The sequence below is a fragment of the Leptospira venezuelensis genome, assembly GCF_002150035.1.
Taxonomy (GTDB): Bacteria; Spirochaetota; Leptospiria; order Leptospirales; family Leptospiraceae; genus Leptospira_B; species Leptospira_B venezuelensis.
On the sequence record NZ_NETS01000010.1, the window covers coordinates 739,050 to 765,669 of the forward strand.

The following is a 26,620-nucleotide window of genomic DNA, read 5'->3' on the forward strand; positions in this document are numbered from 1 at the left end:
CCTTTACATACCAACAGATGGTTTCAGGTTTATTCATAACTAGATACAACAATATTCTTCTGTCGACTGTCAAAGAAGAACCGGGATAAACATTTGTTCGAAAACATCAAAGCAATTAAAAAAAACGATCCAGCAGCCAAGTCCTATTTGGAAGTTATTCTCTGCTATCCGGGTCTACATGCGCTTTGGTTCCATTCCCTGGCACACTTTTTATATAAGATCAAAATTCCTTTATTTCCCAGAATCATCAATACTTTCGCAAGATTTTTGACGGGGATAGATATTCATCCGGGAGCAAAAATTGAACCGGGTATTTTTATAGATCATGGCCAAGGTGTTGTCATAGGAGAAACTGCAGAAATAGCGAAAGGTTGCCTTATTCTACAAGGAGTTACCTTGGGGGGAACAGGTAAAGAAAGTGGAAAAAGACACCCCACCTTAAAAGAGAACGTGGTGGTTGGAGCCGGAGCAAAAATTTTAGGAAATATTGTCATCGAACATAATGTTCGGATCGGTGCTGGTTCCGTAGTGCTTAGAGATGTTCCTGCAGATTGTACTGTTGTTGGAGTTCCCGGAAAAGTAGTCCGTTCCAAAGTAGATTTCGGAAAAGAAGGAGAAAGAATGCTGGATCACGGAGAACTTCCTGACCCAGTCGCAAGAGTTTTCTCAATTTTGGTCGAAAAGATAGATACCCTGCAAAAAGAAGTGAACGAATTATATGCAAAGTCCAGTATCAAAGAGAAAAAGTCGGACTCTAAACACGAAGATGATGAACTAAATGAGTTCATTCACGGCAGCGGAATCTAAATTTCAGAAAGATTTTTTTTGACAAACTGACCTTCTTCCAAATCCTTTAGGCTATATTCGTTAGCCGCCTTTGCGGCCGAGGGTTTATGAAGTCGAAAATAAGGGCATTTTTTCTAGTTTGTTTTTCTACAGTCCTACTCTATTCATTTTCAGATTGCGGGCTTTTGGTAAATCATGAGGATCTTTGTGCAGAAGATCTGAAAAATTACGATGATTGTTTTACTATTATGCTGATTGCAGATCCTGCTTGTGGGCAAGGAACAGGTACCTGTCTTCCTGCCTATATTCAATTAGCTAAAACACTTTGTGCAAGCAGAATGAAGCTTAAGGGATGCAGGGCTCACAGGAATTAAATAAAAAAGCCTCCAAGATTGGAGGCTTTTTCTTTCAGAGACCGAATGAGAATTTTACTTTTTAGGGATAAAGCAATCCACTCCGTCTTCTTTCAATTTTGATTTTAGAAGGTCCGCTTTTGCGCGATCCATAAAATCACCCATTTGAAGAACGAACATACCATCTCTTTCGAAAAGATATACTTTCTCACCATATTCTGCAGAAAGATTTTTTCTGTAGTCTTCAGCAAGTCTGCTGTTTCTAAAAACTCCTACTTGGACAGTTTGTCCTTTGGGAGCTCCCTTCACTAATGGAGCAGGAGTTACAGCTTTTTTAGGAGTCAATCTTTCAGGTTTGTTTTCTTTTAGAAGAGCTTCTTCATCTTCCAAACCTTCCATGTCTTCAGACTCTGCTGCTCCACCTTTACTTACTACAGTAAGACCAACTCTTGCAATTCCTACATCTTTGAATTCCAAGTTCTCTGCTGCTTTTTCAGAAAGATCGATGATCCTATCTTTTACGAAAGGTCCTCGGTCGTTTACTTTTACTAAAACTTCTTTATCGTTTTCTAGATTTTTCACTCGAACCACTGAACCTAAAGGAAGGCTTGGGTGAGCTGCAGTCAGTTTTGTTTTGTCGAAAATTTCTCCACTAGCAGTTGGCTTACCGTGAAATTTAGGACCATACCAAGAAGAATATCCAACTTCGTCGAAGTCTCCATTGGATCCTGATTGTTGTCTGGAAGGAGTAGTGGCTTTTACTGGTTTATTATCCGCAAGAAGATCATCCAATCCTCTGGAAGCGGAAGAGTTCTTAGCCAGAACCAAATCTCGTTTGGACTCTTGGTCCATTGGAACGATTTCTTTTTCAAAAAATATTTCGGAAGGATCTCCGGACGCGCTGATACTTCTTCTTGTTTCGGAAGAAGCGCAAGCGGTAACAGTTATCAATGCGAAGATAGCAGCTATCTGTTTCATTTCGGACCTCTGTCTTTCTATGTTATATTTTCGGAGTTTTTTACACTTTACCTGAAGTTTTTTTCAGGTTGTTTTCTTGGGAATTTTAGTCGATATTCCGGATATGACCGAGGCCGATATCAAACGAAAGTTCAACCAGGCTTTAAAACTCGAAAAAGAGGGGAAAATTTCCCAGGCGGCCAAGGTATATTCTGAAATTTTGGGGATGAATCCCAAGTTCCAAAAAGCTTATTTAAACCTGGGTGCACTCTATTCTCGGACGGGTGATTCTGAGAATGCGATCAAGACGTACCAAAAAGCTCTCGAACTTGGAAAAACTACGGAGCTCTACTATAACCTTGGTGTCGAGCTCTACAGATTAGGAAGTTTAGACGCTGCAATTAAGGCGCTTAAAGGTTCTTTAGAATTAAATAAAAAATATCTAAACTCTCATCTACTTCTCGCATATTGTTATAAGCAGTTAGACCGGCCTGATAAGTCAGAATTATATCTGAAGAATGCAATCAAATTAGATCCTAAAAATAAAACTGCTTATGCTGCGCTTGCAACCATCTACTTTGATACTGAAAAATGGGAGGAAGCATTAGCAGCCGCGAATGCTGCAATTCAGATTAATCCGAATGATCCTAGAATGGAAATCCTAATGACGGAGATCCATGTAAAACTAGGAAACTATAAGCAGTCCTTCGAGACTCTCAAAAAGGTAACTACAACCGCTCAAGGATTTGTTCAATTCAACGATTCTATCAAGGAAGCCAAACAAAAACCTAAACCAGAAGAGAAAGTATTCTTCGATAATTTAGAAGTTTTGACTCGGAAGAAATTGGATGAATTTAAGAATAAACTCACTCTATCCAAGGAAAGTCCTCAAGATTTCGAGGCTCCAGAAGCACAGGACGCGCTTGATCTTTCTCTTATGTATTTGTTTCATGGAGATACAGAGCGGGCCTTAAAGTATTTATTGTATGCGCAGAAAAACTTACAGGAAAATCCTAGTTCTGAAACCGGTTAATCTCCTTCTTTTACCTGTTCTTCTATTCTTCTCTTGTTTATATCCAATACGAAACAATGAACAGATCGAAAACGATCCGATGTTTCTGTATCTTCCTGCTACAGATTACACAAGGGAGAAGGTTGACTCAGTAAAAAGTCCTTGGGAAGCAAAAACTCATAGAGGAAAAGCAATCCTTGCTCCTGAAAAAAATAATGTGGGAGTCCTATTCGTAAGGTTTTCTCTTATAGATGACGCAGAAGAAGAATTCTTAAGTTCGCAAAAACTTCTTTCTAATAACCCGATACCTTCACTGAATTTATTACGTTTATATTATCTAGTGGATGATATCTCTGAGGCCAAAAAATTCCTGGAAAAATTCCTAAAACAATCTCCTCCAATTGAACGCAAAAAATTCGAGAATCTTCTTATAGAAGCTCAAAGAGACGAAGAACTTGTGATTTATAGAGATGCGCTATCTACCATTCCTGGCCAAGAAATTTATGCTTGGGAAGGCTTAGCAGAATACTTCTTTTCCAAGCAAGAATGGTCCAAAAGTTATTATTATTTGGAAAAGATATTACAACAAAGTCCATTTCATAAAAATGCAAGAGGTCTGATGCTAAAAATGGCCCATATCTTGGAGAAATGGGATGATGTTTTAGTTTTCGGACTCAGCCTAAGCGGTACCGGAGAAAGAATTCCTGAATTGGAATACTATATCGCGCATGCTTATTGCGAAAAAAGAAGATATGCAGAAGCATTGGATTGGCTGCATAAAGCTCCCGAATCAGAAAAGGAATCACTTGTATTCTTAGAATTATGGAAACTTTCTCTACTTTCTAAAAATCCGAAAGCAGATGTTTCTCCACTTCTTCCTTATTTTAGAAAATTGAAAACTAAAGGACTCCAATTCACTGAAGAGGAATTTTTTCCTACTCTAACTCCAGAAGGAAAAGAAGCGGCAGATAGAGTTCGTTATGGACGATAAACTCCGTGGGACATTTCCCAAGTTTTCATTGCTAATAAAAATAGTTTAGGTGAATGAGTTCTGATCATAGGAACTCCTTTGGACCAAAGATACATTTCCGAGATCGCAGTCGGAACAATTCTATCTTCTACAGATAAACCACCCAATGCATTTCCTAAAAAAGATTTTTTAGTAACGGAGACCATAAGGTTTGGGAATTCGGAAAGAATTTCTGTGATTCTCGAAAGAACAGCAAAGCTTACCTTATAATCAGGACTTAAAAAAAATCCCATTCCTGGATCTAAGATCAAACGATCTGCCAATCCTAGAGCTTGGAAAGTTTTTGTTCTTTTTCTAAAAAATTCCAATGCAAAAGGCACAACTGTCTCCGGTCTTAGATCTGAAAATTCAGAAGCCTTGATGGAATGATCTTGGGAGAACATTGCTATATATTTTGTAGACTTGTCACTTGCACCTTTTAGCAAATCTAAACTTTCAGGATCTACGAATCCTCGGATATTATTGATATAATTTACGCCTGCTTCCAAAGCCTTTTGGATGACGTAGGGTCTGAACGTATCTATAGAGATTGCAACCTTCTCCTTTTTAAGTTCGGAGATAATCTCTTTCATTCTATCCCATTCCATAACTTCTGAGATGGGCTCTGCTTTTACATTGGAGGACTGAGCTCCAATATCTATAACATCGGCACCTTCTTCTATTAAAGATTTTGCTTTGGCTAAAGCTAGGTCCTCTTTCAGGTATTTTCCCCCATCCGAAAATGAGTCACTGGTTATGTTCAAAACCCCGAATAACATCGGTTTCGGGGGGAAAATTTCTGCCTGGATTCCTTTCAGAAGGTTCGATTCCATCTTAGTTTCCATCTTGATACTTGGGGTCTTTGTTCCGATACTAATTACAAGATGTTTTTTTACAATCAAGGAAAAGGACTAGTTCTAAAACGAAATCATTTTCTAAGTTCCGTACTTGCAGGAACTCTTCTGTTTTTTTTATTTTCCTGGGATGGATCCGCCCAACCTGTTCCTACACTTTTAGAAAGAAATTTCGGATCTCCTTTAAATACGCAAAATGTGGAATACAATCCTATCATAAGTCCTGACGGAAGATATTTGATCTTCCAATCCAATCGTCCGGGCGGAGAAGGAGAGATGGATATCTGGCTCTCCGAAAACGCCAACTATAAAAAGAGGGATGGAGAAACAGACTGGAAGAAACCGGTCAACCTGAACCAGGACATTTGGGAACAGAATAAAAAAGAACTTCCTTCTGGAGAAAAAAAGTCCAAACTATTTAATACGGATAAATACGAAGGTGGAATTTCTATCCGATTCGATGAATCCGGAAACCCCGAAGAAATTTTTCTAACTTCTATCCGGAACGTAAAAGCGGATAGAGAAGGTTTTGACGCATTAGATATTTATTATACTAAAAGAGATGAAAAGACAAGACGTTGGAGTGATTTGATCGCTGTCTCCGAGATCAATTCCAACTTTAATGAAAAGATGCCGGCAGTTTCTCCGGATGGAAAATTTCTAATCTTCTCTTCTGATCGTCCAGGCGGATACGGCGAATACGATCTCTGGGTAAGTTATCGAAATCTTTCTACTGGCGTTTGGTCCAGCCCGATCAATCTGGGCTCAGAGATTAATTCCAAGTCTAGTGAAATTCTTCCTTATATTCATCCGGATGGAGAACAATTATACTTCTCTTCTAATAGAGAAAATGATCGTAAAAAGTTTTCTTTGTATCGTAGTTTCTTAAATCTTCCAGGAAGCGGGGATACGGAAGATGCAGAAGACAAACTCACAGTTTCTAAAACAAATCTCCCTCATCCTGTTCCTGAAACTGGAAGTTTAGAAAAACTACCTCATCCATTTAATTTAGATACTGCAGAAGGAATCGATTCAGAAGGGATTTCTTTCGATCATGAAGGCCTCTGGGCATATATTTCCTCCAATCGAAATGGAGGACAGGGCCAATACGATATTTATAGATTCCAGGTACCTGAAAATCTGAGGAACTCCTATGATGTATCCTTCCAAGGATTGGTCTTAGATGGTTCAGAAGCCACAATGATCGGCTTAGATGCTACGATCAAAATTTCGGATAGTATAGGACCTTCTCGCACAATTACTTCCAGAAGGATCGGCGGCGATCTTTCTAAAGGAAACCCTGCTAACTATAAAACAGTTTTAAAAACCGGAAGATTATATAAGGTAGAAATTTCTTCTCCAGGATTTTATCCCACTGAAGACAAGCTAGACTTACGTGGTAACGTAGAAAGAAATAAGAAAGTTTATAAAACTTACGTGCTTCTTCCCATCAAAGATGAAGAGAAAGGTAAAATTGTTAATACTGGTGACGGAGATAAAGGAAAGGGACTTAATGTGGTAGTTGTAGATGCCACTACTAAAGAGCCAATTGCTGGAGCGACCGCTACAGTATTTACACCTAAGAATAGACAGGGAGAAATCTTAAAATACAACAGCTTGTCAAAAAATTTCCATATCGAGTTGATCCCTGACACTGATTTTGAAATCTTTGCAAAGGCTGAGAAATATATTTCCGAAAGTGTTAATATCTTGAAGAAAGATATCAAACCAGGCTCAACAATTTCTATAGCCTTGAGGAAAGATTCAGATGTACCAGTTGTTTTAGGTACTAAACTCTATTTTGAATTCAATAAGACTGAAGTAACAGATGCGCATCGCAAACAACTCGATCTGATTGTAGACTATCTCAAGAAGAATCCGTCGGATAAAATAGAGATTGGGGGCCATACAGATAATATAGCTTCCAAAGAATATAATACTCGCTTAAGCGGGAACAGAGCGCGGAAAGTTTTTGACTACGTTCGTAGCAAAGGAATCCAAGCTTCTAGGTTAAAAACCAGAGCATATTGGTATTCCAGACCTGATGAAGATAACTCTACCGAAGACGGAAGAGCTAAAAACAGGAGGGTCGACTTCCGCAAGCTATAGAGGAGAGCAGATGGAAGTCGAGTACCGATCTTACCTACAATCACCAAGAATATGGGATACCATTAAGGATCCGCAAAAAGTCGGTTATATTCTGAAAGAGTACGTACATAATAACGGGCTCTTTCTAAAAGAAAATCCTTTAAAACAAGAATTACAGATCCTACAAACTACTCCTGAAGGAAAAATTTTCCTTCGAATGGATCCTGAATCTCTGAACGAAGAAGGTGAGATCACAGTTTACAAAACCTTAAGTAAACACATGGAAATCGGCTTTAAAGTAGAATCTGTAAATCACGAGGACGGAGTAGTAGTCTGTTCTCCAGAATATGTAAGGATTGCCAAAGATGGCCGAATTCTACCAAGGATAGAAGGACTGCAGGGCAAAGTAGTAGCGCATAGATTCCATATGCTCAAGAAAGAACAGGATTCCACTAAAGTCCTTGGAACTTCCGGCCAGATCCTACTCACAGACTTACATAAGAATATTTTATCAGAGTATCCATATTCGAGATTGGTATTTCCAACTGGAAAAGAACTTAACTTTGAGCAGGATTTAGCAAAACGCACAGGCAAAACTATCTTTATAAAAGATGCGATCAGCATGGATCCTCTTTCCCAAGAAGAGGCAAACGGTTTCAATATTCTAGATCTAAAACAAGAATTAGAAGATGAAATGTTGCTAGAAGATAGAACTAAAGTTTATCGTTCCGGAAAGATACAATCTTTTGCAGTCTATCCGATCTATTACAAAGACCCTTCTGGATCAAAGCTCGTTGCTTTAGGTTATGCGGAGACTAAGGATAGAATTTTAGATCCTGCTATTCTAAAAAAATATGCAGAGTTAGAAGATGTCTTCAACGAAAGGATAGAAGACTCCAATACTTTGGATGTTGATATCCGTCAAAACGTGATCAACGCATCTGAAGGCGGTATTCTTTTAGAAGTAACCGAATCCCAGCTAGTCGAATCTTTTCTACATAAACCTTTCTTTACTGCAGATATAACTTTTAAGATGCAAGCGCCGTTGCGGTTTGCGTTTAAAATCCGACATATTTCTCAGATCGGGGAAATTTACCTGGTCGGTGCAGAAATAGTTGGCTCCAACGATGCCAAGACGAATATGACTCTATTAAAGAAGAATTTAAGCTTCATTAAGAGCGTCTAAGAGATTTGGAAAAACAGAAAGCCTTTTTACCCACAGCCCCTTACAAGGGAACGAGAGATTTTTATCCGGACGAAATGAGATTCCGAAATTGGATGTTTTCCGTAATGAGGAAGACTGTCCAATCTTTCGGTTATGAAGAATACGACGGCCCAATCCTAGAATCTTTCGAACTCTATCTCGCAAAAAGCGGAGAAGAGATCGTCCAACGACAACTCTATAATTTTACAGACAAAGGAGATCGCCATGTAGCGATCCGTCCTGAAATGACCCCGACTCTCGCAAGAATGGTTGCAGGAGAAGTTAGAAATCTTGCTAAGCCGATCCGCTGGTTTTCCATCCCAAACTTATGGAGATATGAACAACCAGGCAAAGGACGTCTCAGAGAACATTGGCAGCTCAATGTAGATCTATTCGGTGTAAATTCCTATAGAGCAGAAGTTGAGATCATTCTGATCGCAAACGCAATTTTAGAAAATTTCAAAGCTCCTAAAGGAAGTTATCAGATCAAGGTTTCTCACAGAGGAATTTTGGATTCATTCTTGAACCAAACTCTTTCTTTAGCTCCTGAAAAAGCTCATGCAGTTTCCAAACTTTTAGACAAAAAATCCAAGATCAGCAAAGAAGCTTTCGAAGAAGAGATCAAACCTCTGCTTTCAAATCCGGAAAAACAATTAACTCTGATCTATAAATACTTAGATACCAATCTACAAACTATCGGAAAATTAGAAGGTATAGATCCTTCTTCCGTTGAATTTATCCGAAATCTATTTTCAGATCTTGCTTCTCTTGGGATCAAAGACCAATTAGAATTCGATCCTTCTATCATTCGTGGCTTTGATTATTATACCGGTTGTATTTTCGAAGTATTCGATACCAATCCTGAAAACAGAAGATCCTTGTACGGCGGAGGAAGATACGATAACTTGATCGGATTATTCTCCAATGAGCAACTTTCGGGGATCGGTTTTGGATTGGGTGATGTAACCTTCAAAAACTTTTTAGAAGGGCATGGCCTGGTCCCGAAAAATCTGAATTCTAAAAATGCCGTTTTAATTCCTTTGATGGACGATAAAGTTTTTCCAGAAGTTCTGAAACTTGCTGAAGAACTTAGGAAAGAAGGAATCGGAGTGGAAACAATGCTCGAGTCAGCAAAACTCGGCAAACAAATCCAGACGGCAGAAAAAAAGGGGTATCGTTTCCTGATCTTCTTAGGAGAATCCGAACTCTCCGAAAATAAGGTTCAGTTAAAAGATATTGCTTCAGGAGAACAATCTTCTGTCCCTAGATCCGACCTAATCTCCATTTTACGGAAATCCTTACTTGGATAAGAACACTTTGGAAAAATTATCCGCTTTCGAAAGAATCGATTATGCGATCGCGATGTTCATTCGCGAAAAGATCCATTCTCCTCTTCTGAACAGAACTCTCTCTAGGATCAACCGTGGAGAGATAATGTTAGTTCTTATTCTTCCTTATCTTGCATACGCAGCATGGCAGGGAATTCTTCTCTATCCTTGGTGGATTGTAATTCCGTATGCAGGCCTAGTTGCTTATGCAAATGATCGTTTTGTTTTAGTATTAAAGAAGTTAATCGCTCGCAAGAGACCCCTAATCACTGTTGCTGGGAAAGTAGATCAAAATCCGGATATGAAACATTCATTTCCATCTGCCCATGCATCTAATTCGATGACTGCGGCTTTGATCTTGGTATTTTTATTCGGTTTCCCGGAATGGTTTTTGGTGCTGAGTTTGCTGGCGGGGATCGGAAGATTATTATCTCTTCACCATTTTCCCTCCGATGTGCTCGGAGGGTGGTTGATAGGAACCTGTTTCGGGACCTTAGGCCTTTTTCTTGGCCGCTGGCTTCTTCCCTTCTTGTTTGGAACCACCTAAGGCATCCAAAGTAAGTTTGTGACGAATCTCTCCTTCGTGAGTGATCGTTGTAGAAGCGATAACCTCGTCATTCAAGTCGAAGTTAATCTTCTTCTCTTTAACCAATAGTTTCAGATAATTTAATACGTTCTTAGCGAACATTCTGGAAGCATCTGAAGGAAGAGAACCTGCCAGGTTTTGGTGACCAACTATGGAAACTCCGTTTTTAGTTAATACGACCTTACCATGTTGAGTGTATTCGCAGTTTCCTCCATTTGGAGAAGCAAGGTCCACTACTACGGATCCAGCCTTCATTCTATCCACGATCTTTTTAGTGATAATGATAGGAGCTTTTCTTCCTGGGATCAAAGCTGTAGTGATAATCACATCAGCTTTAGCCGCGAATTTTTCGATCGCTTCTTGCTGGCGTTTTTTGTAGTCTTCAGTTTGTTCTACAGCATAACCACCTGCAGCTGCAGAGTGAGTTGCACCTTCGACCTCAACAAATTTCGCGCCAAGAGATTGAACTTGCTCTTTAACCTCAGGACGAGTATCGAATACATCCACTACTGCGCCTAATCTTCTGGAACTTGCGATTGCTTGTAAGCCTGCAACACCAGCACCAATGATAAGCACAGAAGCAGGAGTAATTGTTCCTGCAGCAGTAGTCAACATTGGGAAGAATCTAGTCAAATAAGTGGAAGCTATAAGAACAGCTTTATATCCAGCAACCGTTGCTTGAGACGAAAGAACGTCCATGGACTGAGCGCGAGTGATACGAGCAATCGCATCCAAGCTCAATACTGTAACTTTTTGAGCGGCAAGCTTTTTAACTACCTGAGGATTCACCGCAGGTTGGAACATTCCTAAATAGAAAGCTCCTTTTTTAATCTTAGATAAGCTTGCTCCGTCCGCTAAGTGAATGCTCACAACTAGGTCGGATTTTTTCAGGATGTCCGCGCGAGATTGAATGGTCGCTCCGGCTTTTTTATAATCTTCGTCAGAGAAATAAGAACCTTCTCCAGCGCCTTTCTCGATGATAACAGAAGCACCGATTTTTTTTAAGGCATCAACTACGTCTGGCGTTACCGCTACTCTAGTTTCTTCCTTAGCTTCTTTTAAAACTCCGATATTCATACAGCCTACTCGAAACTCAATTTTTCGGTTAAATTCCCTTATAGGGGAAAAGTAGGTCCAGATTTTCTCGGCGAACGATTAATCCAAGTGATTTTTGAAATAATCGACCGTTTTCCTGATTCCTTCTAATAAAGGAACTTTAGGTTCGTAACCCAGTTTTTGTCTAGCTAAAGTCAGATCGGGCTTTCTACGGGCAGGATCGTCTTGAGGAAGAGTTTTATAAATAATCTTGGAAGAAGAGCCGGTCTCTTTTAAAACTAACTCCGCTAATTCTTTGACAGTAAACTCTCCGTCGTTCCCCAAGTTTACAGGTCCAATGAAATCCTGGGTATTCATCATTCTAATAATACCATCTACAAGATCATCCACATAACAGAAAGATCTGGTTTGAGAACCATCTCCATAAACTGTGATATCCTTTCCTGCAAGTGCTTGGACAACAAAATTACTTACAACCCTTCCATCATCAGGGAGCATCCGAGGTCCGTAAGTGTTGAAGATACGAATAACTCTTATGTCCACTTTATGATTTCTGTGATAATCGAAACAAAGAGTTTCAGCGACCCTCTTTCCTTCATCGTAACAACTTCTGATACCGATTGGATTTACATTCCCCCAATATGTTTCTTTCTGAGGATGTTCAATCGGGTTTCCATAAACTTCGCTGGTAGAGGCTTGTAAAATCCTAGCTTTAACTCTTTTAGCAAGTCCTAACATATTCGTAGTTCCGAGTACATTAGTCTTAATAGTTTTAATTGCGTTGGATTGATAATGAATCGGGCTCGCAGGGCAGGCAAAGTTGTAAATCTGATCAATTTCGAGTCGAATCGGCTCAGTGATATCATGACGTATTAGTTCGAAACGAGGGTGAGAAAGGAGCTTTTCAACATTCTTCTTTCTTCCCGTGTGAAAGTTATCAACGCAGATAACCTCGTTACCTTCTTGTATCAATCTTTCGCATAGATGAGATCCGATAAATCCGGCTCCGCCGGTCACTAGCACTCTATTAGCCATCAATTCTCTCGATATCCATAAATTCCGGTGGAAGAGGTTTACCGTTCAAATCCAAACCTCTGCTTAAAAACCATTCCAATACTTCAGGAGTAACTTCTCCTGGAAATGGATTGTCCAAACCAACTACCGGCCCTTCATCAAATCCAGGAGTCTCATCCAAAATAGGACGATGAGCTACCGCACGCTTCAATGAAAAGAATACGATGGATACGCTAAAAAAGGACCAGAGCAGAGCAATCAAATATCCCAAGAACAAAACCGATTTCGGAACAGTTCCACCTGGAGAGGTTCCGGTGGCCCAATATGCCAAGATACCTGCATCTGTATTCTGAACGTTCTCAGTAAAATCTAAAAGATCGTAAAGGCTATATAAACTCACACTGGTTCCTAAAAACACAGTGATCAATCGATCCCAACCGAATGGAAGAAAAGAAGAGACCAAAAGAAAGATCCCCCAAAGCAAACCAGTTCTTTGTGCAAGCCCTCCGGAAGAAGTGTACTTTAAAGTAAGTAATAAAACTGCCCCTCCCAAAAGTAATAAAGTGGGACGGACCAGACTTCCTTTGAATCCTCTGTTGATCAAAAATCCTCCGACCAAACAAGAACCCAAATAACCTGCAGAGACAACGAATATAAAAGGACTTTTGCCGGAAGTTGGAGAGGCAACAGTTTGCCCTGCTTCGTCACCATTCAGGTCTATCATCTGAACAGAACCGCCTGATATCAAAGTTGCGATGGCATGTCCAGCTTCATGGATAAAAACTACAAAGTCTTTTAGATAAGAAACCCATCCATGATTCCAATAGGAAAGAAGAGTCACTATGATCGCGAGTAATAGCGCAAGCCTTAGGAAACGATTTTCCATTCTAGGATCAATATCGGCTTTTTTGCCGTTTAATCCGTTTTAAAATGACTTAAAATTCCGCCAAATTTTTGAGAATGTTCTAAGGTATCTTTCACCGAATGTCTTATGCTTTCTGAAGTAGCAGCGATGTCTTCCGCTGATTTGGAAATAGCACTCATAGAGTCTGAAATTTCACCCGCAGAAAGTTTTTGTTGTTCCGAAGTTCCTGCCATCATCTTTCCTAAAACCAAAACCTGATCGGAACTACTACGGATTTCTCCAAGTCTTTTGGACTGTTCCAGTAAAAGACTTTTTACTTTAGAGGCAGAGTTATGAACCTCTTCAATATAGTTTTGAAGATTCTCGAATACATCGACCGATTGTCCTACTTTCAATGCGCCTTCTTCCACAGAGTTAGATGTACTTTTTACGAGATAAGTAATGTCTTTTATGCTAGACTTTGTTTGTTCTGCAAGTTTAGAGATCTCATCTGCAACAACTGAGAATCCTTTCCCGGCTTCTCCAGCTCTTGCGGATTCTATAGATGCATTTAATGCGAGCATATTAGTTCTCTCAGAAATGCTTGTGATGATTCCCACGATCTTATTGATCTCATTTGAATAAGAACGTATCTGTTCCATGGATTGGATTGCTTCATTAAAGATCTGTTTTGCTTGGTCTGCTTTGTTTGCTACGTTTCCTGCTTGCGACTCCAAGTTTTGCATAGATTCGGAAGTTTTTCCCAAGGACATATCTATGGAACCGATACTATCGTTTACATTGGACAAACTTCTGGTTTGCTCACTGATAGTTAATACAATCTCATCAATTGTTTTGGAAAGTTCATGAGAAGCTGCAGCAGTTTCTTGGACTGCATGTGCCTGCTTTTGAGAAACTCTTTCGAATGATCCTACTGATTGGAATAATTCCTCGTACAGTTTTAAGTTTCTCTGGTAGTTCTCTTTCATTTGTACGAGAAGTCCCCAGAGACTTATAGTCATACATCTGAAATTAGAATAAATTTTGTCCGCCTCTTCTATCCCTTCTTTTCTTGGAAATTCAGAGGCAAGATTTCCATTCACAACCTTGCCTACGATCTCTAAGGTTTCAGACATTTTCTTTTTCAGTTTATAGATAGTTCTAAGACAAAGTGTAAATCCAAGAACCACTGCAAGGAAGGTTACAGAAGAAGCGACCGGGTCAGTTAAAAATAATTTCAGTCCTAAGTAAGAAGAAGGAACGAATATACATGCGAATGTGAAGGCTACAAGACCGAGATATCCGAATTTAATGCGGACAGAATTTATAAAAGAGAAGAAGGTCCTGAATAATTTTGATTCCCCATTCAATCTCGCAAAAAGTTTTTCTGCCTTTTCTATTTGTTGTCTGTTCGTCTTCTTACGAACGGACATATAGCCTGTGATAACTCCATTTTCAAGAACTGGAGTTACAGTGGCATCCACCCAATAATGATCTCCATTCTTTGCGCGATTTTTAACTATTGCATTCCAAGGACGACCGGATTGGACAGTATTCCAAAGATCTTCGTAGACTGCAGGGGGAATATCCGGGTGACGCACAATATTATGAGGTTGGCCCAGCATTTCCTCTTCCGTAAAACCACTTACATCCGCGAAGTCCTGGGAGACGTAAGTAATCTTTCCTTTCGAGTCTGTTCTGGAAATAATTACCGCCGATTCAGCGAACTGAATTTCTCGACCTGTTATCGGTAGGTTCTTTCTCATATTTTCAGTAATTTTTGGGGATCAAGTTTGGTATAGCGAATTTAAAAGAATCAATTCTTGATTTTATTAAACCAGAATATCAAAGAGAAATAATTCAGATAAAGCTATATTTATCTAATAATACTTTCGGTTTATTTTATAGAATAATGAATTAAATAACCGACCGCATTCCTATTTTACAAAAACAAGATACGCTTGTACACAGCCTGCAAGTCCACCAAGGAAAGCACCTAAGCTAATTAAGGTTGCCTCATCTTCTTTAAAAACTGAATGTAATAGGTGCTCAAATTCTTCAGGGGGTAGTACACTTAAGTTATCAAAGACCAACTTTTCTATTTCTAATCTCTCTTCGATATAGTCCTTCATTTTGTCTGCAGTTTCAGGTACTAGTTCTAGTATAGAATTCGCAATTCTTTCCTTTAGCTCTTCTAACTTTTTCGAGCCTAAGATCAAAGAAGCATAAGGAATTTTTTTCTTTAACTTCTCTTCCATCAATTCTTTGGATTTAAAAAGAAGTTCCGCAATGATCAGATCTCCTCCCTTTCCTTTAAAGATCACACCTATTAGACTTTCAGGATCTAAAATTTTAGAAGCGACTACGGATGCAAATTCTCTGGAAACATCCACCTGTCTTTTTAAGAAAAGACCTTGGTATTTAAAAAATAAAAAGTTCTTAGGCTGTAAGGGAGAAAAGATCATAAGGATAGCCAGCCAGTTAGTAATGTAACCTACAAAAATTCCCATCAACGGCATGGTCCACCACTGGTTCAAATACGCGATGAATAGTACCTGAACACAACCAATCAGAAATCCAAAATAAATCCCTGAACGAACTATAAATCTAAATTCAGGGCCACCACATCTTCTAAAAATTTCCGATAGAATATTTGCATTTTCTCCCGAAAGAGATTCTTTAATTAAATCACCGATTCCTAATATACTTTCCAAATTCTTGCCAAAGGAAGTATAGATCTCCTCTATTTTTTTAGGAATGTCTTCTCGGATCTCCTGTTCTAAAATTTGTTTTGCTTCTTCAGGGACCATCTTCCAGATCACTGGGTTGTCAGCGAAAAATATATCTTTTACTATTGAAGAAGATTTTTCTCCTATCCTATCTCGGATCAGATCTGAAATTTGCACCGGATCGATTTTTTTATATAGATCGTAAGGTCGGATCAATCTTTCCATCATCACGTCAGAAATGAGTCCTGCCATTTTTTTAGAATGTCTTGGGATGATGCCCTGCCAGCCTAAAATTCCCAATCCTCTAAACTTAACAGGATAGAAGATCATTTGCACTGCTATATAGTTGGTGATCCAACCCACAAAGGAGCAAGTAATCAGAATTGAAATGATCTCCATCATTGACCCGTGCATCGAGCTGAGTTTTATAGGTCCAAAAATTCGATTCAAGAAAAATTCAACACCTAATATCCTTGTAAAATTGTATCAATCAATGGGCTCCAGGGTTTCTTTTTTCATTTCTCTCTCTATTCATGCTGTCCTATTTTTATCTTATTATTTAGTCCAAAATCTAAGATCTGAAAACTTTACTGAACAGATCAAGCTGAGTCTTAGCAAAGGCCAAATCCCAAGTTTACATTTTTCACTTCCCAAAAATTTGGGAGAAGGACCGGATACTTCTTCTAATTCGGGTTTGGCTGGAACACCGGAAGCTGAAATTGAAAGATTTAAAAACGAGATCCATTTTCCACCGGAAGCGTTGGAGCAGAGATTGGAATCAGATTGTTCTTGGGAAGTGGTGATAGGCTCAAATGGGACGGCAAAAAAAATTACAACGATCAAACCTTGCAAATATAAGGTTTTTGAAACGCAGTTTAGAAGGTCAGTTTCTAGCTGGAAATTTCAACTGCCGGAAGGAAATATAATAATTATTCCTATATCCTTTCGTATTGAATCTGATGATTGAACCTTCTAAATCATGGTATGCTGTTTATACAAATTCTAGGGCAGAGAAAAAGTTAGCACTAGAACTTTCGAAAAAGGGAGTAACCCAATACTTGCCGATTATCTCGACCGAAAAAAAATGGTCTGATCGGATCAAAACGGTTCTGATCCCTGTTTTTCCTTCTTATGTATTCGTAAAAATTGATATCAGGACCGAAAAACTAAAAGTCCTGGAAACCCCAGGAGCAGTACGATTCGTATCGATTGGAGAAATTCCTTTTGCCATCGAAAACGACGATATTGAGATAATCCGCCAACTTGTAACAGAGTATCCGGATAGGATCAAGATTGAAAGAGAGAAGATGTTGGCTCCCGGTAAAAAGGTGCGGATCCGAAGTGGACTTTTTAAAGACAGAAAAGCGAGAGTGATCCGAAAAGGAAGTAAATCGTCTATACTTGTTTCCATTTCCGGAACGGGTACCACAGTATCTTTAGAATTGGATTCGGAATTATTAGAAACGGACGAGGAGAATTAGAAATGGGAAATACATTAGATAAAGTTAAAAAAGCTTTGGATATAGAGATAGAAGCAATTCTTCATTTCAGAGAAAATCTAGATCCGAATATAGAAAAAGCGGTCGAACTCATCTTCCAATCAAAAGGAAAGGTGATCGTAACCGGTGTCGGAAAATCTGGAGATGTTGGTAAAAAGATCGCATCCACTTTATCTTCAACTGGTACTCCCTCTTATTTTCTTCATCCATCCGATGCAGCTCATGGTGACGCTGGAATTTTAGCCCAAGGTGATGTGGTCATCGCAATCGGTAAAAGTGGCGAAAGCGAAGAATTACTCAACCTTCTTCCTACTATAAAAAGTATTGGTGCAAAATTGGTAGGATTAACTGCAAATCCGGGGTCCAGATTGGCATTGGACTGCGATATTGTAATCTTAACTCCAGTATTAAAAGAAGCATGTCCTTTAGAACTTGCACCAACTTCAAGCACTACGATCGCTTTGATGTTAGGGGACGCAATTGCGATGGCTTTAATGGAGCTTAGAAACTTCCAGAAAGAGGATTTTGCATTATACCACCCTGCAGGTAGACTTGGAAAAAGATTGTCATTAAAAGTAGACGATGTCATGAGAAAGGGAGATAAACTCGCTAAGGTCGGCTCAGATGCAAGTTTAGAGGAAGTTCTTTCCGAGATCACAAAAAAACTCGTGGGCGCAACAGGTGTAGTAAATTCGAGCGGAAAACTGATCGGCTTTATAACCGATTATGATATTAGAAAATTACTGAATGATGGAAAGCTAGATAAATCTATCAAAGCAAAAGATCTAATGAACTCCAAACCTACAGTATTTGAAAGTGGGATCATGGCTTACGACGTTTTACAATCCATGGAAAGGAGAGAAAAACCTATCTCTGTAGCTCCGATCAGTTCCAAAGACGGAGTTTTGCTTGGAATCGTTTCCATCCATGATCTTTTACAAAAAGGACTCTGATCTTTCATGAGCTTAAGCGACTCTCAGAAAATACAGATCATTCTTACTTTGAATGAAGAGGAGTTTTTTGGATTAAAAACTCTTCCTAAGGCTGATTTTTTAGAGATACGTTTGGATCAATTTCGTTCCAATAAAGACGCGCCGGAAAAGATCTTAAAGAAAATTAAAGATCTAAATGCATCCTGTGTATTCACCTATAGACAACCCGAAGATTCCAGTCTGAAAAGTGTAGGAATTTGGAGTAGTGAGAATATTGATCTATTACTTTCTGGTTTAGAATCAGGAAAACATTATATAGATCTAGAATTAGACAAAGACAATCCAGTCTTTAATGGAATTGATGAGGGACGTTTCGGGATCATTCGGTCTGTTCATAGTTTTTCCGGAATTCCAGATTACGAAGAATTACTCTTTTTCCTCAGACCGGTTACGGAAGAAGTTTTAGCAACAGTTAAGTCTAAACTTCCCTTCCAGAGAATTTTTAAGATTGCCGCGCTTCCGAAAAGCGAACAAGAATCGAAAGAATTTCAAGATTCTGCGCTTAAACTTTCTAAACTATGCGCTAAACAAAATATCCCGATCGGATTCTGTGGAATATTAATGGGAGAATCTGGAAAAGAATTCAGGATCTTTCCCGAGAAGATAGGATCTCAGTTTACTTACTCTTGTTTGGGAGAGCCAAAGGCTCCAGGACAGGTCGATCTGGACACTTTACTTTCTAAAAGAAAATAAAGGACTAATCCTTATCTTGGGAATCGTCTTCTTCCTTATCATCTTCTGATTTTTTATGATCTCTAGTTCCTGCACGAGTTTCTAAGAATGTTTTGAAATTCTCGTCGGATCTAAACTTTTTAAATGCCTTATCTTTCTCCGCAGAAGCCCAGTATGAAGATTTTATGCTTCCAGATTTTTTAATATAGGATGCTGTCTTTTCTTGGTCATTCTTCTCTGCATAACATTTGGCTAAAAGATAATAAGCTCCTGCGGAATCTTCTACCTTTTCTAGGAGAATAATTGCCTTGTCTACCGAACCAGTATAAAGATAAGTTTTACCTAAATAGAAATTATATTCTCTAATTTCCTCTTCATCCGGTTGGACCGCATGGAAATATTTAAGAGCTTTTTCGTAATTTCCATTATTCGTATAATATCTAGCGAGTTTTAAGATACCGTCATAATACACATCCGGAAGTTCTTTCAATTCCGGATTTTCTTTTTCAATAGCCGCACCTATCTCTTTCAGAATATCATAACCTTCTTCTTTTTTGCCGATCTGAATCTTACAAAGCCCGATATACATTCGGATCTCTCTGGTTTTCTCTCCGTATTCGAGAGCTTTTTCGGCAGTTTTGATCGCGTTATCACAATCTTTTTGCTGCCATTTAATTTTGGTCAGACCAATCAAAGGAAGGACAGTATGTTTATTCGCGTGCGCTTTTCGATAATACTTAGATGCTTCCTCGAAGTTTTTCTTTTTATGATAAGCGGCCGCTTGAGTAAGGTGAGTATAATAGAGTAATTTTTCTCTTTCAGAAGGAATTTTAGGTTCTATTCTATTTAGAACTACTAGAGCATCATCGTAATTTCCAACTCGCACAAGCAAAGCACCATACTTATAACCGTACTCCACATTCTCCGGTTCACCCTTTACCAATCCGGAAAGAATGGATTCGGATTTAGCAAATTCTTTTTCATTATAATAAGCTAATGCAAGTCTCCAGAGTATTTCTTTATTATTGGGATCTTGTTTTAATTTTTTTTCAAGACTGGAAACACTTTCTTGTTCCGGCTCTTCTTCCTGATAAACAGGTTTGCGAGGTCCGCCAGAAGAATATCTTTCTTCTGCGGCAGCTCTAATCTTTTGGATATGCGAAAGGTCCGGATCGATCTTTAATAATCGATTGGAATAAGAGATTACTTCTCCATAATCTCTTTGATAATTATGATAAAGAATGATTTTTGTGAGAGAATTGACCAGATCCTTTTTAGGAAGGTTTAAACTAACTGCCTTTTTGAATGCTTGGATGGATTTATTATAATCTTTTCTGCTCTCATAGATATAACCCATATACATCCAAGCCTCACCGGAGGAGGGGTTACCATCATTATACTTCTGGAATTGTTTGAGAGCCTCTGTGTAGTCTTTTCTGGAATAAGCTTTTTTACCTTCTTTCATATCTGCGAAGACAGAATGGGAAAAGAAGAATATACTAAAGCAAATCAGTAGAGAAAAGAACGGCTTACCCATACTGGTAAGACCGACATTTTCCCTCCGAATACTACAAAAGAAGGAAGGCATTTATCCAATTTTGGAAGAGAACGCCACGAATAAAGTGGAATTCTCGCCTTCCCAAAGGAATTATTTATTTCCTAAAACCTCTGACTTTCTTTGAGCCAAGGCTCTTGCAGCTCTTAGATTCACACTCATGGTCGTAATTTGAGGATTTACGGATAATCCTGTAGGATATACAGAAGCATCCATTACGAAAATATTCTTATGACCATAGAGTTGGAAATCCATATCCACTGCACCCAAGTCGGCCGACTTAGCTGCTTGGATAGATCCATGGGGGTGAGCGGAACCAATTGCAATCTTTCCAGGTTCGATACTCTTATCCAAGATCCAATCGAACTTGGAATTTTTATCCACTGGGATCGGATCTAGTACATCAGGGAATGGGAATATGATCGCCTTTGCACCTGCAGCAACTTGTACTTCTGCAAGAGCTTTCAGTCCTTTAAGTAAATTTTTACCATCGGTAGGAGTGATCTCGAAATAAACTTTTCTTCTTCCCAAAGACCATTTCACGGAAGCATTCGCTTCGCCATCTGCACCATCACGAACAAGCACAATGCCCGCACTCATGTTCGGATACTTCTTCATAGCATCGAATTGTCTCTGTCCATAAAAAGGAATCAGTGAACTTGCTAGTGTAGGACGGAATGGAGCTACTTCTAACCAGTAACCATAACCAGTATTGTCTTGGTTATGACCATCTTTGATTACCGCGGATTGAGGAGGCCCTGAGAACATATTTATAGTCTCATCAAAGATTGCAAAGTTTGTGCTTGTAGGGTGAACTTTTAAATTTCTTCCCACCCAGTCGTTTCCTAGTCCTGATCTTTGAAGAAGAGCAGGCCCTTCTATCGCGCCAGCACTCACAATTACTACAGGAGCTTCGATCATTACTTTTTCTAGAATATTGCTCGGAGCCTTTTCATAAGGATCAGGAGTGAATTCTGCAACTACTGTTTTAATATCACCGTCTTGGATGTATTGTGCTCTCATATTCGAGATTACAGTTGCACCAGCTTCAATCGCATCAGGGATCCAAGTTAAGAATGCAGATTGTTTAGCGTTAATAGGACAGCCCAAACCACAACGGCCGACGCCAATACATCCTCTATTATTATTCTTTAATACTTCTGGATGCAAACCTAACGCTTTTCCACCTTTCATTAAAGTATTATTGTTTGCGTTGATAAGATTTTGTGGAACTTCGTGGACACCTATCCTTTCATGGACTTCCGAAATAAATGCATCCATTTCCTGTCTTCCGTAACCTTTCCAACCAAAGCGAGAATCCCATTCGTTGGTTACGTAATCAGGAGGATAAAGAGAAGTTTGCCAGTTTACGGTAGTTGAACCACCCACTGTTCTTCCTTGTAAGATAGAAAGAGTCTGTTCTTCTGCGATGACAAATCCTGCATCTCTATACAATCTTGCTTGGGCTAGGAACTCATCCCCTGTGAATTTTGCAGGAGTGAAATATCCTCCTTCTTCTATCAGGACTACTTTCCATCCAGCCTTTGCAAGAGTCGCAGCAACTACTGCTCCACCTGCACCAGAACCTATAATAACTGCTTCTGCTTGTAATTTCCAAACTCCGTCTTTGATACCTTTCTCTTTGATCAAAGATTCATGTTTATCCGGAGTGATGATCTCAGAATTTGCGTTAGGAATCCCGCCCATAGTTCTTAACCTTTATATCCCACTAGTTCGTTATAATCTCTTTCCATTGAAACTAAGAAGAAGGACAACTGGCGCATGATATTATAAGCGCCTCTTTTCAAAGATAATGAAGAGTTTTTCCAGGAAAGAAGTCGTTTCTCTCTATCTTCTTTGGAAAGCCCAACCATAGAGGTGAAAGAAAAATCCAAAGCAAAGGAAACAAGAGAAGAGCCAGGCAAGAATGCCAATAATTTCAAAACGGATTCTGTATCGATAGGATAAGGATGACCGTAGATGTATTTATCTGCGGCCACTCCTAAGTCAAATCCTTGGATTGGATTTCCTACAAGGAAAACTTCTTCTAAAGATTTGAATGCGAGATATTCAGAATCACTCAATCCATGCAGCTTAGGAATAGATCCAGGTTTGCAAGATGCTTGAGGAACTAGGATGGCCGAGATGGCGGCCGTTTTGAACAGAAACTTTAGAAAGCGACTACGAGAAACTTTCTCATCCAGAAACGATTCCAATTCTAACTCCTAAACTTTGTTCGAAATAACAAAGTTTGCCGTAACGAATGTTCTGGAATCTGTTCGACTTTGTCTATCCTTTCTTTTGGAATTTTTTCATCTTCACGTAAATTTTGATTTCTTCAAAATCAATTCTATCCAGTTCAACAGGAAATGTTTCTCCTAATGAATATTGTTTGGTATATTTTTTAGAATAGAATGTAAAGTCTGTCTCTGCCTGCAACTCGCCTTCGTCTGTGAATTCTATCGCAGGGATGATTGCCTCGACTGGAGGGTTATTCAATTCCACAAATGCGACCGCTGCCTTGAATCCAACAAGAGTAGCATTAAATTCTTTGATACCTGTTTTCTCTAAAAACCTACAGGCTTTGAGTTTATAATAATCTCTTTCAGAATCAGTTGCCTTTCTTTCTTCGTGAGAAGTATGAAGACCCATCACTTTGATATCTTCTTCCGAATAAGGTTCTTCTTCAGCGAGAAGAATACTTTCTAAAACCCTGTGACAAACCAAGTCAGGATAACGGCGAATGGGAGAAGTGAAATGGCAATAATCTTTAAAACCCAATCCCCAATGTCCTAGATATTCGCCCGAATAATAAGCCTGCATAAAACTTCTTAAAAGAGAAATATTAAACAAACGTTCCGAAGGAGTTCCTTCAATCACTTGCAAAACATTCCGAATGGATTCGTATTTTGTGTCTTGTAATTGAGCATTAACTCCATTCAAACTTAGGAATGAATTCAGCATCTCTAACTTTTCTACATCCATCGGTTCATGGACACGATATAAAGTAGGTCTTTCTTTTTTACGAATGTATTCTGCAACTTTGATGTTTGCAGAGAGCATAAATTCTTCGATCAGGATGTGCGCCTGAAGTCTGTCTACAGGTTTAATTTCTATTACATTATGTTCGGAGTCCGTGACTACCTTGGTCTCCTTTAGATTCAGATCCACTCTTCCAGAATTAAGTCTTCTTTTGCGAAGAATGTCTGCAAATTTCATCATTTGGAAAATCCAATTGTTCGGATCTCCAGATTTGATCTCTTCTTCAGCACGATTATAAGTGTATCTTTCTTCTACTTTGATTATAGATTTATAAAACTTAGCATGGAAGATTGTTCCGCTCCAATCTGCTTCCATCTCCACCGTGAAAGCCAATCGATTTTTCTTAGCTACAAGACTACAAAGATTTTCAGAAAGCTCAGGAGGAAGCATCGGGACAACTCTACTCCCTAAATATACGGAAGTAGCTCTTGCATACGCTTCTATGTCCAGATCGGAACCTGGTTGTACATAATGAGAAACATCTGCGATATGAACGTAGAATCTAATCTTCTTTCCTTCATCTATAAAGGAGATCGCATCATCAAAGTCCTTGGAGTATTCTCCGTCTATTGTGATGGACTTAAGCTCTCTTAAATCTACTCTGGAATTCCAATTATTCACAGAGGATTCATCCACTTCGTCAGGAAGTTCTTCTAATTTTACTTCTTCCGGATAAAGAATAGTATAATTATACTTCATCAACATTCTCATCAGATCCGTGTCTTCTTTGGTGTCTGACTCAAAACGTACAAAGTGAGCTTCGTATAGATTTTTTTCGTGATCAGAGTCTTGCTTTAAAGTTACGATCAGAACGTCTCCGATATTGATCTCGTCTTGTAGATCTTGGAGCAATGATTTGCGGGGAAGGAAACCTTCTTTCAGATCTCCTTCCATATCTAAGAAGGTTCCGACTATAAACTTATAATCTTTCTCAGTGACCTTCATTCTATAAAGTTCACGACCTCTTCTAAGAACGGAGGCAACTTCTCCTTCTAACTTTCCTTTGCGGCCAATACCTGTAGGAAGAATTTCCACAAGATCACCTTGGATTGCAGAAGAAGTATACTGACCCGGAACAAATACTTCAGTTCCTGTGGTAAGTTTTACGAATCCATCTCCCTTTTTACTTAAAGAGATGGTTCCTTTCAAGGTCTGATTAGGATGAACTATAATATTCTTTTTTTGGATCTCTATCAGCCCTTCTTTTTCGAAGAAGATCAGAACTTCTTCTGCTGAACGTTTTTGTTCTTGGGCTTCCCATTTCTCTCTTCTAAATCCTTTTTTCTGACCTGCATGAGCAATGAACTTTGAATAAATCTCTTGCATAGAAAGAACCTTTCCTGCTTTAGAACGGAAAAATTTTAGAAGTTTTCTACCAGGCTCATTCTCTCTTTCCCAATCATGACTTCCGAATTTTCTATCGTAAAACTTAGGCTTTGAAGAAGGAATATGAGATTCCCGTTTAGATTCTTTCTTAAAGTTGGTAGCCTTGAATTCTTTTTCTTTTTTAGGCGGAGAAGGTGGGTGAGGCGTATCAAATTTCTGGACTTTTTGGTCTCTCTGAACTTTCTTTTCGACAGGAAAAATTTCCAGGTCTTTGGAACGAGGAGACTTATGATCTTTTTTCTTTTTAGAAACCTTCTCCTTCGCTTCTCTGATTTTTTGTCTTAAATCGTTATCTTTAGATTCTTTTGGAACGGAATTTTTAGATCCTTTGTTCTTTTCAGTATTCTCTTTGGTTTTTGTTTTTTTCTTTGTTTGTATTTGTTTAACTATTTTCTTTTTTTGTGTCATGTATAATGTACCTTAGGCTTATCATCAGCATAAGTTCCTCGCAAATAATTAGGAACCAATCGCAAATACGAATGATCTTCAGGCTTGGCTAATGCCATTTTGATCTCACTGGATTTCTCCAATATGCTCGCTTCCGGCGAAGGAAGATTTTCTTTCATATTTGTTCCCGCAAAAAAGTCGGGAGAGTCGCTGAACTTAATTCCAGTAAGATAAGAGCCTATCCTATCTTCCGGGATGGTTTCCGGAATCAAATCCGGAGCAATGTCTATAGTACCCCAATAACCTCTGGAGTCTCTTAGACCGAAATAAACTTTTCCTTGTTTCGCTTCTATTCCTACACAAACGGAAGATTCGGATTCTACATAATATTGGCAGGTGTATAACTCTATACTATCAATTCCTAAAACAGGAATATTCCAGATTTGTGAAAAATTCCGGGCAGTCGCCACCGAGATCCTAATTCCAGTAAAAGATCCAGGGCCAGTAGCAGTTACTATGATATCAGGTTTTTCCCAATTAGAAACTTTTAAACAATTAGAAATTTCTTTAATGAGTAAGAGAGAAGATTCTCTATTATGCAACTCTTTGTATTCTGAAAGTTTTTCTAGTTTGCCATCTTCTGTTTTAAGGTAACATCCCACTAAAATCCAAGAATTCGTGGCATCGAAGAATAATATTTTTGTCATAAAATTTTCTCCGACTTTAGGAAAGATTCGATTGAAAGATCGGATCTTCTCCATTCTTCTCCTAAAAACTCAACCTGCAGATTCCTGGTGTCCTCGTCAGCTTCTTCCAAATCGATTTTGATCCGGAATTTTCTGTTTTTAAATTCAGGCTCCCCTTTTTCCCACCATTCAATCAGAGAAATTCCTTTACCGTTCCAATACTCTTCAAAACCCAAATCCGAGATGTCTTCCGGCGAGCCGAGCCGATATAGATCAAAATGAAAGATCTCTAATGGATCGCCTGAATTGTTTTGTATCTCTGGAAACGGATACTCATTCATCAAAGTATATGTCGGAGAATTTACAAATAGTTTGGACTTATCCAATCCAGGTTTCAATCGATCCAAAAGAGCTTTTACAAGTTTAGAAACGAAAGTGGTTTTGCCTGAACCCATTTTTCCAGAAAGAAGAAGTAGGGGAAATTTTCCTTCCTTCCAGATAGCTGCAAGAATCCCGGCAAGTTTTGAGACAGGGATATCGATAGAATCTAAGGTAAGATTTTCGAACCGTCCTAACATTCT

25 protein-coding genes are annotated in these 26,620 nt (G+C 38.9%); 12 read left to right on the forward strand and 13 right to left on the reverse strand.

The genetic code is table 11. The features are described from left to right. The first annotated feature begins 93 nt into the window (after positions 1-93). Both cysE and B1C82_RS10705 read left to right on the forward strand, forming a co-directional pair. Complete coding sequence (gene cysE / locus B1C82_RS10700; RefSeq protein WP_086447563.1) at positions 94-807, forward strand: serine O-acetyltransferase; 714 nt, start codon at positions 94-96, stop codon at positions 805-807. Between the two features lie 86 nt (positions 808-893). Next, positions 894-1,160 (forward strand): hypothetical protein, encoded by a 267-nt coding sequence (locus B1C82_RS10705; RefSeq protein WP_086447564.1) that lies wholly within the window; start codon positions 894-896, stop codon positions 1,158-1,160. Between the two features lie 54 nt (positions 1,161-1,214). Here the strand turns inward: B1C82_RS10705 and mpl36 are convergent, their stop codons facing one another. Continuing rightward, a complete protein-coding gene (gene mpl36 / locus B1C82_RS10710) occupies positions 1,215-2,117 on the reverse strand; it encodes an RlpA family plasminogen-binding lipoprotein MPL36 (RefSeq protein WP_008590167.1) in 903 nt (300 codons plus the stop codon). Between the two features lie 103 nt (positions 2,118-2,220). Here mpl36 and B1C82_RS10715 point away from each other — a divergent pair, with 103 nt between their 5' ends. Further along, on the forward strand, positions 2,221-3,129 hold the full coding sequence (locus B1C82_RS10715) for a tetratricopeptide repeat protein (protein WP_086447565.1): 909 nt from the start codon (positions 2,221-2,223) through the stop codon (positions 3,127-3,129). Next, a complete protein-coding gene (locus B1C82_RS10720; RefSeq protein ID WP_086447566.1) occupies positions 3,083-4,099 on the forward strand; it encodes a tetratricopeptide repeat protein in 1,017 nt (338 codons plus the stop codon). The genes B1C82_RS10715 and B1C82_RS10720 overlap by 47 nt, the downstream gene beginning before the upstream one ends. Here B1C82_RS10720 and folP read toward each other — a convergent pair. Further along, positions 4,087-4,962, reverse strand: coding sequence for a dihydropteroate synthase (gene folP, locus B1C82_RS10725; RefSeq protein WP_157894122.1), 876 nt, complete (start codon positions 4,960-4,962; stop codon positions 4,087-4,089). The genes B1C82_RS10720 and folP overlap by 13 nt on opposite strands. 39 nt (positions 4,963-5,001) lie before the next feature. Here folP and B1C82_RS10730 point away from each other — a divergent pair, with 39 nt between their 5' ends. Genes B1C82_RS10730 through B1C82_RS10745 form a run of 4 tightly spaced genes read left to right on the forward strand, consistent with a single transcriptional unit; the run spans position 5,002 to position 10,138 of the window. Then, positions 5,002-7,080, forward strand: a complete 2,079-nt coding sequence (locus B1C82_RS10730) for an OmpA family protein (protein ID WP_086447568.1) — start codon at positions 5,002-5,004, stop codon at positions 7,078-7,080. A 10-nt stretch (positions 7,081-7,090) separates the two neighbouring features. Beyond that, the gene (locus B1C82_RS10735) at positions 7,091-8,245 is read left to right on the forward strand and encodes a DUF1577 domain-containing protein (RefSeq protein ID WP_086447569.1); all 1,155 of its coding nucleotides are present in this window, start codon (positions 7,091-7,093) and stop codon (positions 8,243-8,245) included. 5 nt (positions 8,246-8,250) lie between these two features. After that, a complete protein-coding gene (gene hisS / locus B1C82_RS10740; RefSeq protein ID WP_086447570.1) occupies positions 8,251-9,573 on the forward strand; it encodes a histidine--tRNA ligase in 1,323 nt (440 codons plus the stop codon). 52 nt (positions 9,574-9,625) lie between these two features. After that, a complete protein-coding gene (locus B1C82_RS10745) occupies positions 9,626-10,138 on the forward strand; it encodes a phosphatase PAP2 family protein (RefSeq protein ID WP_086448562.1) in 513 nt (170 codons plus the stop codon). Here B1C82_RS10745 and B1C82_RS10750 read toward each other — a convergent pair. The 5 genes from B1C82_RS10750 to B1C82_RS10770 form a co-directional block, all read right to left on the reverse strand. Continuing rightward, positions 10,085-11,254, reverse strand: a complete 1,170-nt coding sequence (locus B1C82_RS10750; protein ID WP_086447571.1) for a Re/Si-specific NAD(P)(+) transhydrogenase subunit alpha — start codon at positions 11,252-11,254, stop codon at positions 10,085-10,087. The two genes, B1C82_RS10745 and B1C82_RS10750, sit on opposite strands and share 54 nt — an antisense overlap. Positions 11,255-11,332: 78 nt before the next feature. Further along, positions 11,333-12,268: a UDP-glucuronic acid decarboxylase family protein gene (locus B1C82_RS10755; RefSeq protein ID WP_411550321.1), complete on the reverse strand. Its 936-nt coding sequence runs from the start codon at positions 12,266-12,268 to the stop codon at positions 11,333-11,335. Next, on the reverse strand, positions 12,261-13,133 hold the full coding sequence (locus B1C82_RS10760; RefSeq protein WP_086447573.1) for a M50 family metallopeptidase: 873 nt from the start codon (positions 13,131-13,133) through the stop codon (positions 12,261-12,263). The genes B1C82_RS10755 and B1C82_RS10760 overlap by 8 nt, the downstream gene beginning before the upstream one ends. A gap of 29 nt (positions 13,134-13,162) precedes the next feature. Then, entirely contained in the window at positions 13,163-14,857 is a 1,695-nt protein-coding gene (locus tag B1C82_RS10765) for a methyl-accepting chemotaxis protein (RefSeq protein ID WP_086447574.1), read from the reverse strand. A gap of 171 nt (positions 14,858-15,028) precedes the next feature. After that, complete coding sequence (locus tag B1C82_RS10770; RefSeq protein WP_199775752.1) at positions 15,029-16,222, reverse strand: DUF445 domain-containing protein; 1,194 nt, start codon at positions 16,220-16,222, stop codon at positions 15,029-15,031. On the opposite strand from B1C82_RS10770, the gene B1C82_RS10775 reads away from it, so the two are divergent. From B1C82_RS10775 to B1C82_RS10790, 4 genes are read left to right on the forward strand one after another with little or no spacing between them, the layout of a single operon-like run. Then, positions 16,209-16,787 (forward strand): LIC_10042 family TonB-like protein, encoded by a 579-nt coding sequence (locus tag B1C82_RS10775; protein ID WP_234008264.1) that lies wholly within the window; start codon positions 16,209-16,211, stop codon positions 16,785-16,787. The two genes, B1C82_RS10770 and B1C82_RS10775, sit on opposite strands and share 14 nt — an antisense overlap. After that, the gene (locus B1C82_RS10780) at positions 16,780-17,301 is read left to right on the forward strand and encodes a UpxY family transcription antiterminator (RefSeq protein WP_199775753.1); all 522 of its coding nucleotides are present in this window, start codon (positions 16,780-16,782) and stop codon (positions 17,299-17,301) included. Before B1C82_RS10775 ends, B1C82_RS10780 begins: the two co-directional genes overlap by 8 nt. A 2-nt stretch (positions 17,302-17,303) precedes the next feature. Next, positions 17,304-18,272, forward strand: coding sequence for a KpsF/GutQ family sugar-phosphate isomerase (locus tag B1C82_RS10785; RefSeq protein ID WP_086447577.1), 969 nt, complete (start codon positions 17,304-17,306; stop codon positions 18,270-18,272). 6 nt (positions 18,273-18,278) lie between these two features. After that, positions 18,279-19,004 (forward strand): type I 3-dehydroquinate dehydratase, encoded by a 726-nt coding sequence (locus B1C82_RS10790; RefSeq protein WP_086447578.1) that lies wholly within the window; start codon positions 18,279-18,281, stop codon positions 19,002-19,004. 4 nt (positions 19,005-19,008) lie between these two features. Here the strand turns inward: B1C82_RS10790 and B1C82_RS10795 are convergent, their stop codons facing one another. From B1C82_RS10795 to tsaE, 6 genes are all read right to left on the reverse strand, one after another. After that, on the reverse strand, positions 19,009-20,520 hold the full coding sequence (locus B1C82_RS10795) for a tetratricopeptide repeat protein (RefSeq protein WP_086447579.1): 1,512 nt from the start codon (positions 20,518-20,520) through the stop codon (positions 19,009-19,011). A 111-nt stretch (positions 20,521-20,631) separates the two neighbouring features. Continuing rightward, entirely contained in the window at positions 20,632-22,245 is a 1,614-nt protein-coding gene (locus B1C82_RS10800) for a GMC family oxidoreductase (RefSeq protein ID WP_086447580.1), read from the reverse strand. Positions 22,246-22,250: 5 nt separating this feature from the next. After that, positions 22,251-22,754, reverse strand: a complete 504-nt coding sequence (locus B1C82_RS10805; RefSeq protein WP_086447581.1) for a hypothetical protein — start codon at positions 22,752-22,754, stop codon at positions 22,251-22,253. 73 nt (positions 22,755-22,827) lie between these two features. Further along, on the reverse strand, positions 22,828-25,374 hold the full coding sequence (locus tag B1C82_RS10810; protein ID WP_086447582.1) for a ribonuclease R family protein: 2,547 nt from the start codon (positions 25,372-25,374) through the stop codon (positions 22,828-22,830). Continuing rightward, positions 25,371-26,060 carry a tRNA (adenosine(37)-N6)-threonylcarbamoyltransferase complex dimerization subunit type 1 TsaB gene (gene tsaB / locus B1C82_RS10815; protein ID WP_086447583.1) on the reverse strand — a complete coding sequence of 230 codons (690 nt, stop codon included), beginning with the start codon at positions 26,058-26,060 and terminating at the stop codon, positions 25,371-25,373. The genes B1C82_RS10810 and tsaB overlap by 4 nt, the downstream gene beginning before the upstream one ends. Next, on the reverse strand, positions 26,057-26,617 hold the full coding sequence (gene tsaE, locus B1C82_RS10820) for a tRNA (adenosine(37)-N6)-threonylcarbamoyltransferase complex ATPase subunit type 1 TsaE (RefSeq protein ID WP_086447584.1): 561 nt from the start codon (positions 26,615-26,617) through the stop codon (positions 26,057-26,059). Before tsaE ends, tsaB begins: the two co-directional genes overlap by 4 nt. Positions 26,618-26,620: the final 3 nt, after the last annotated feature.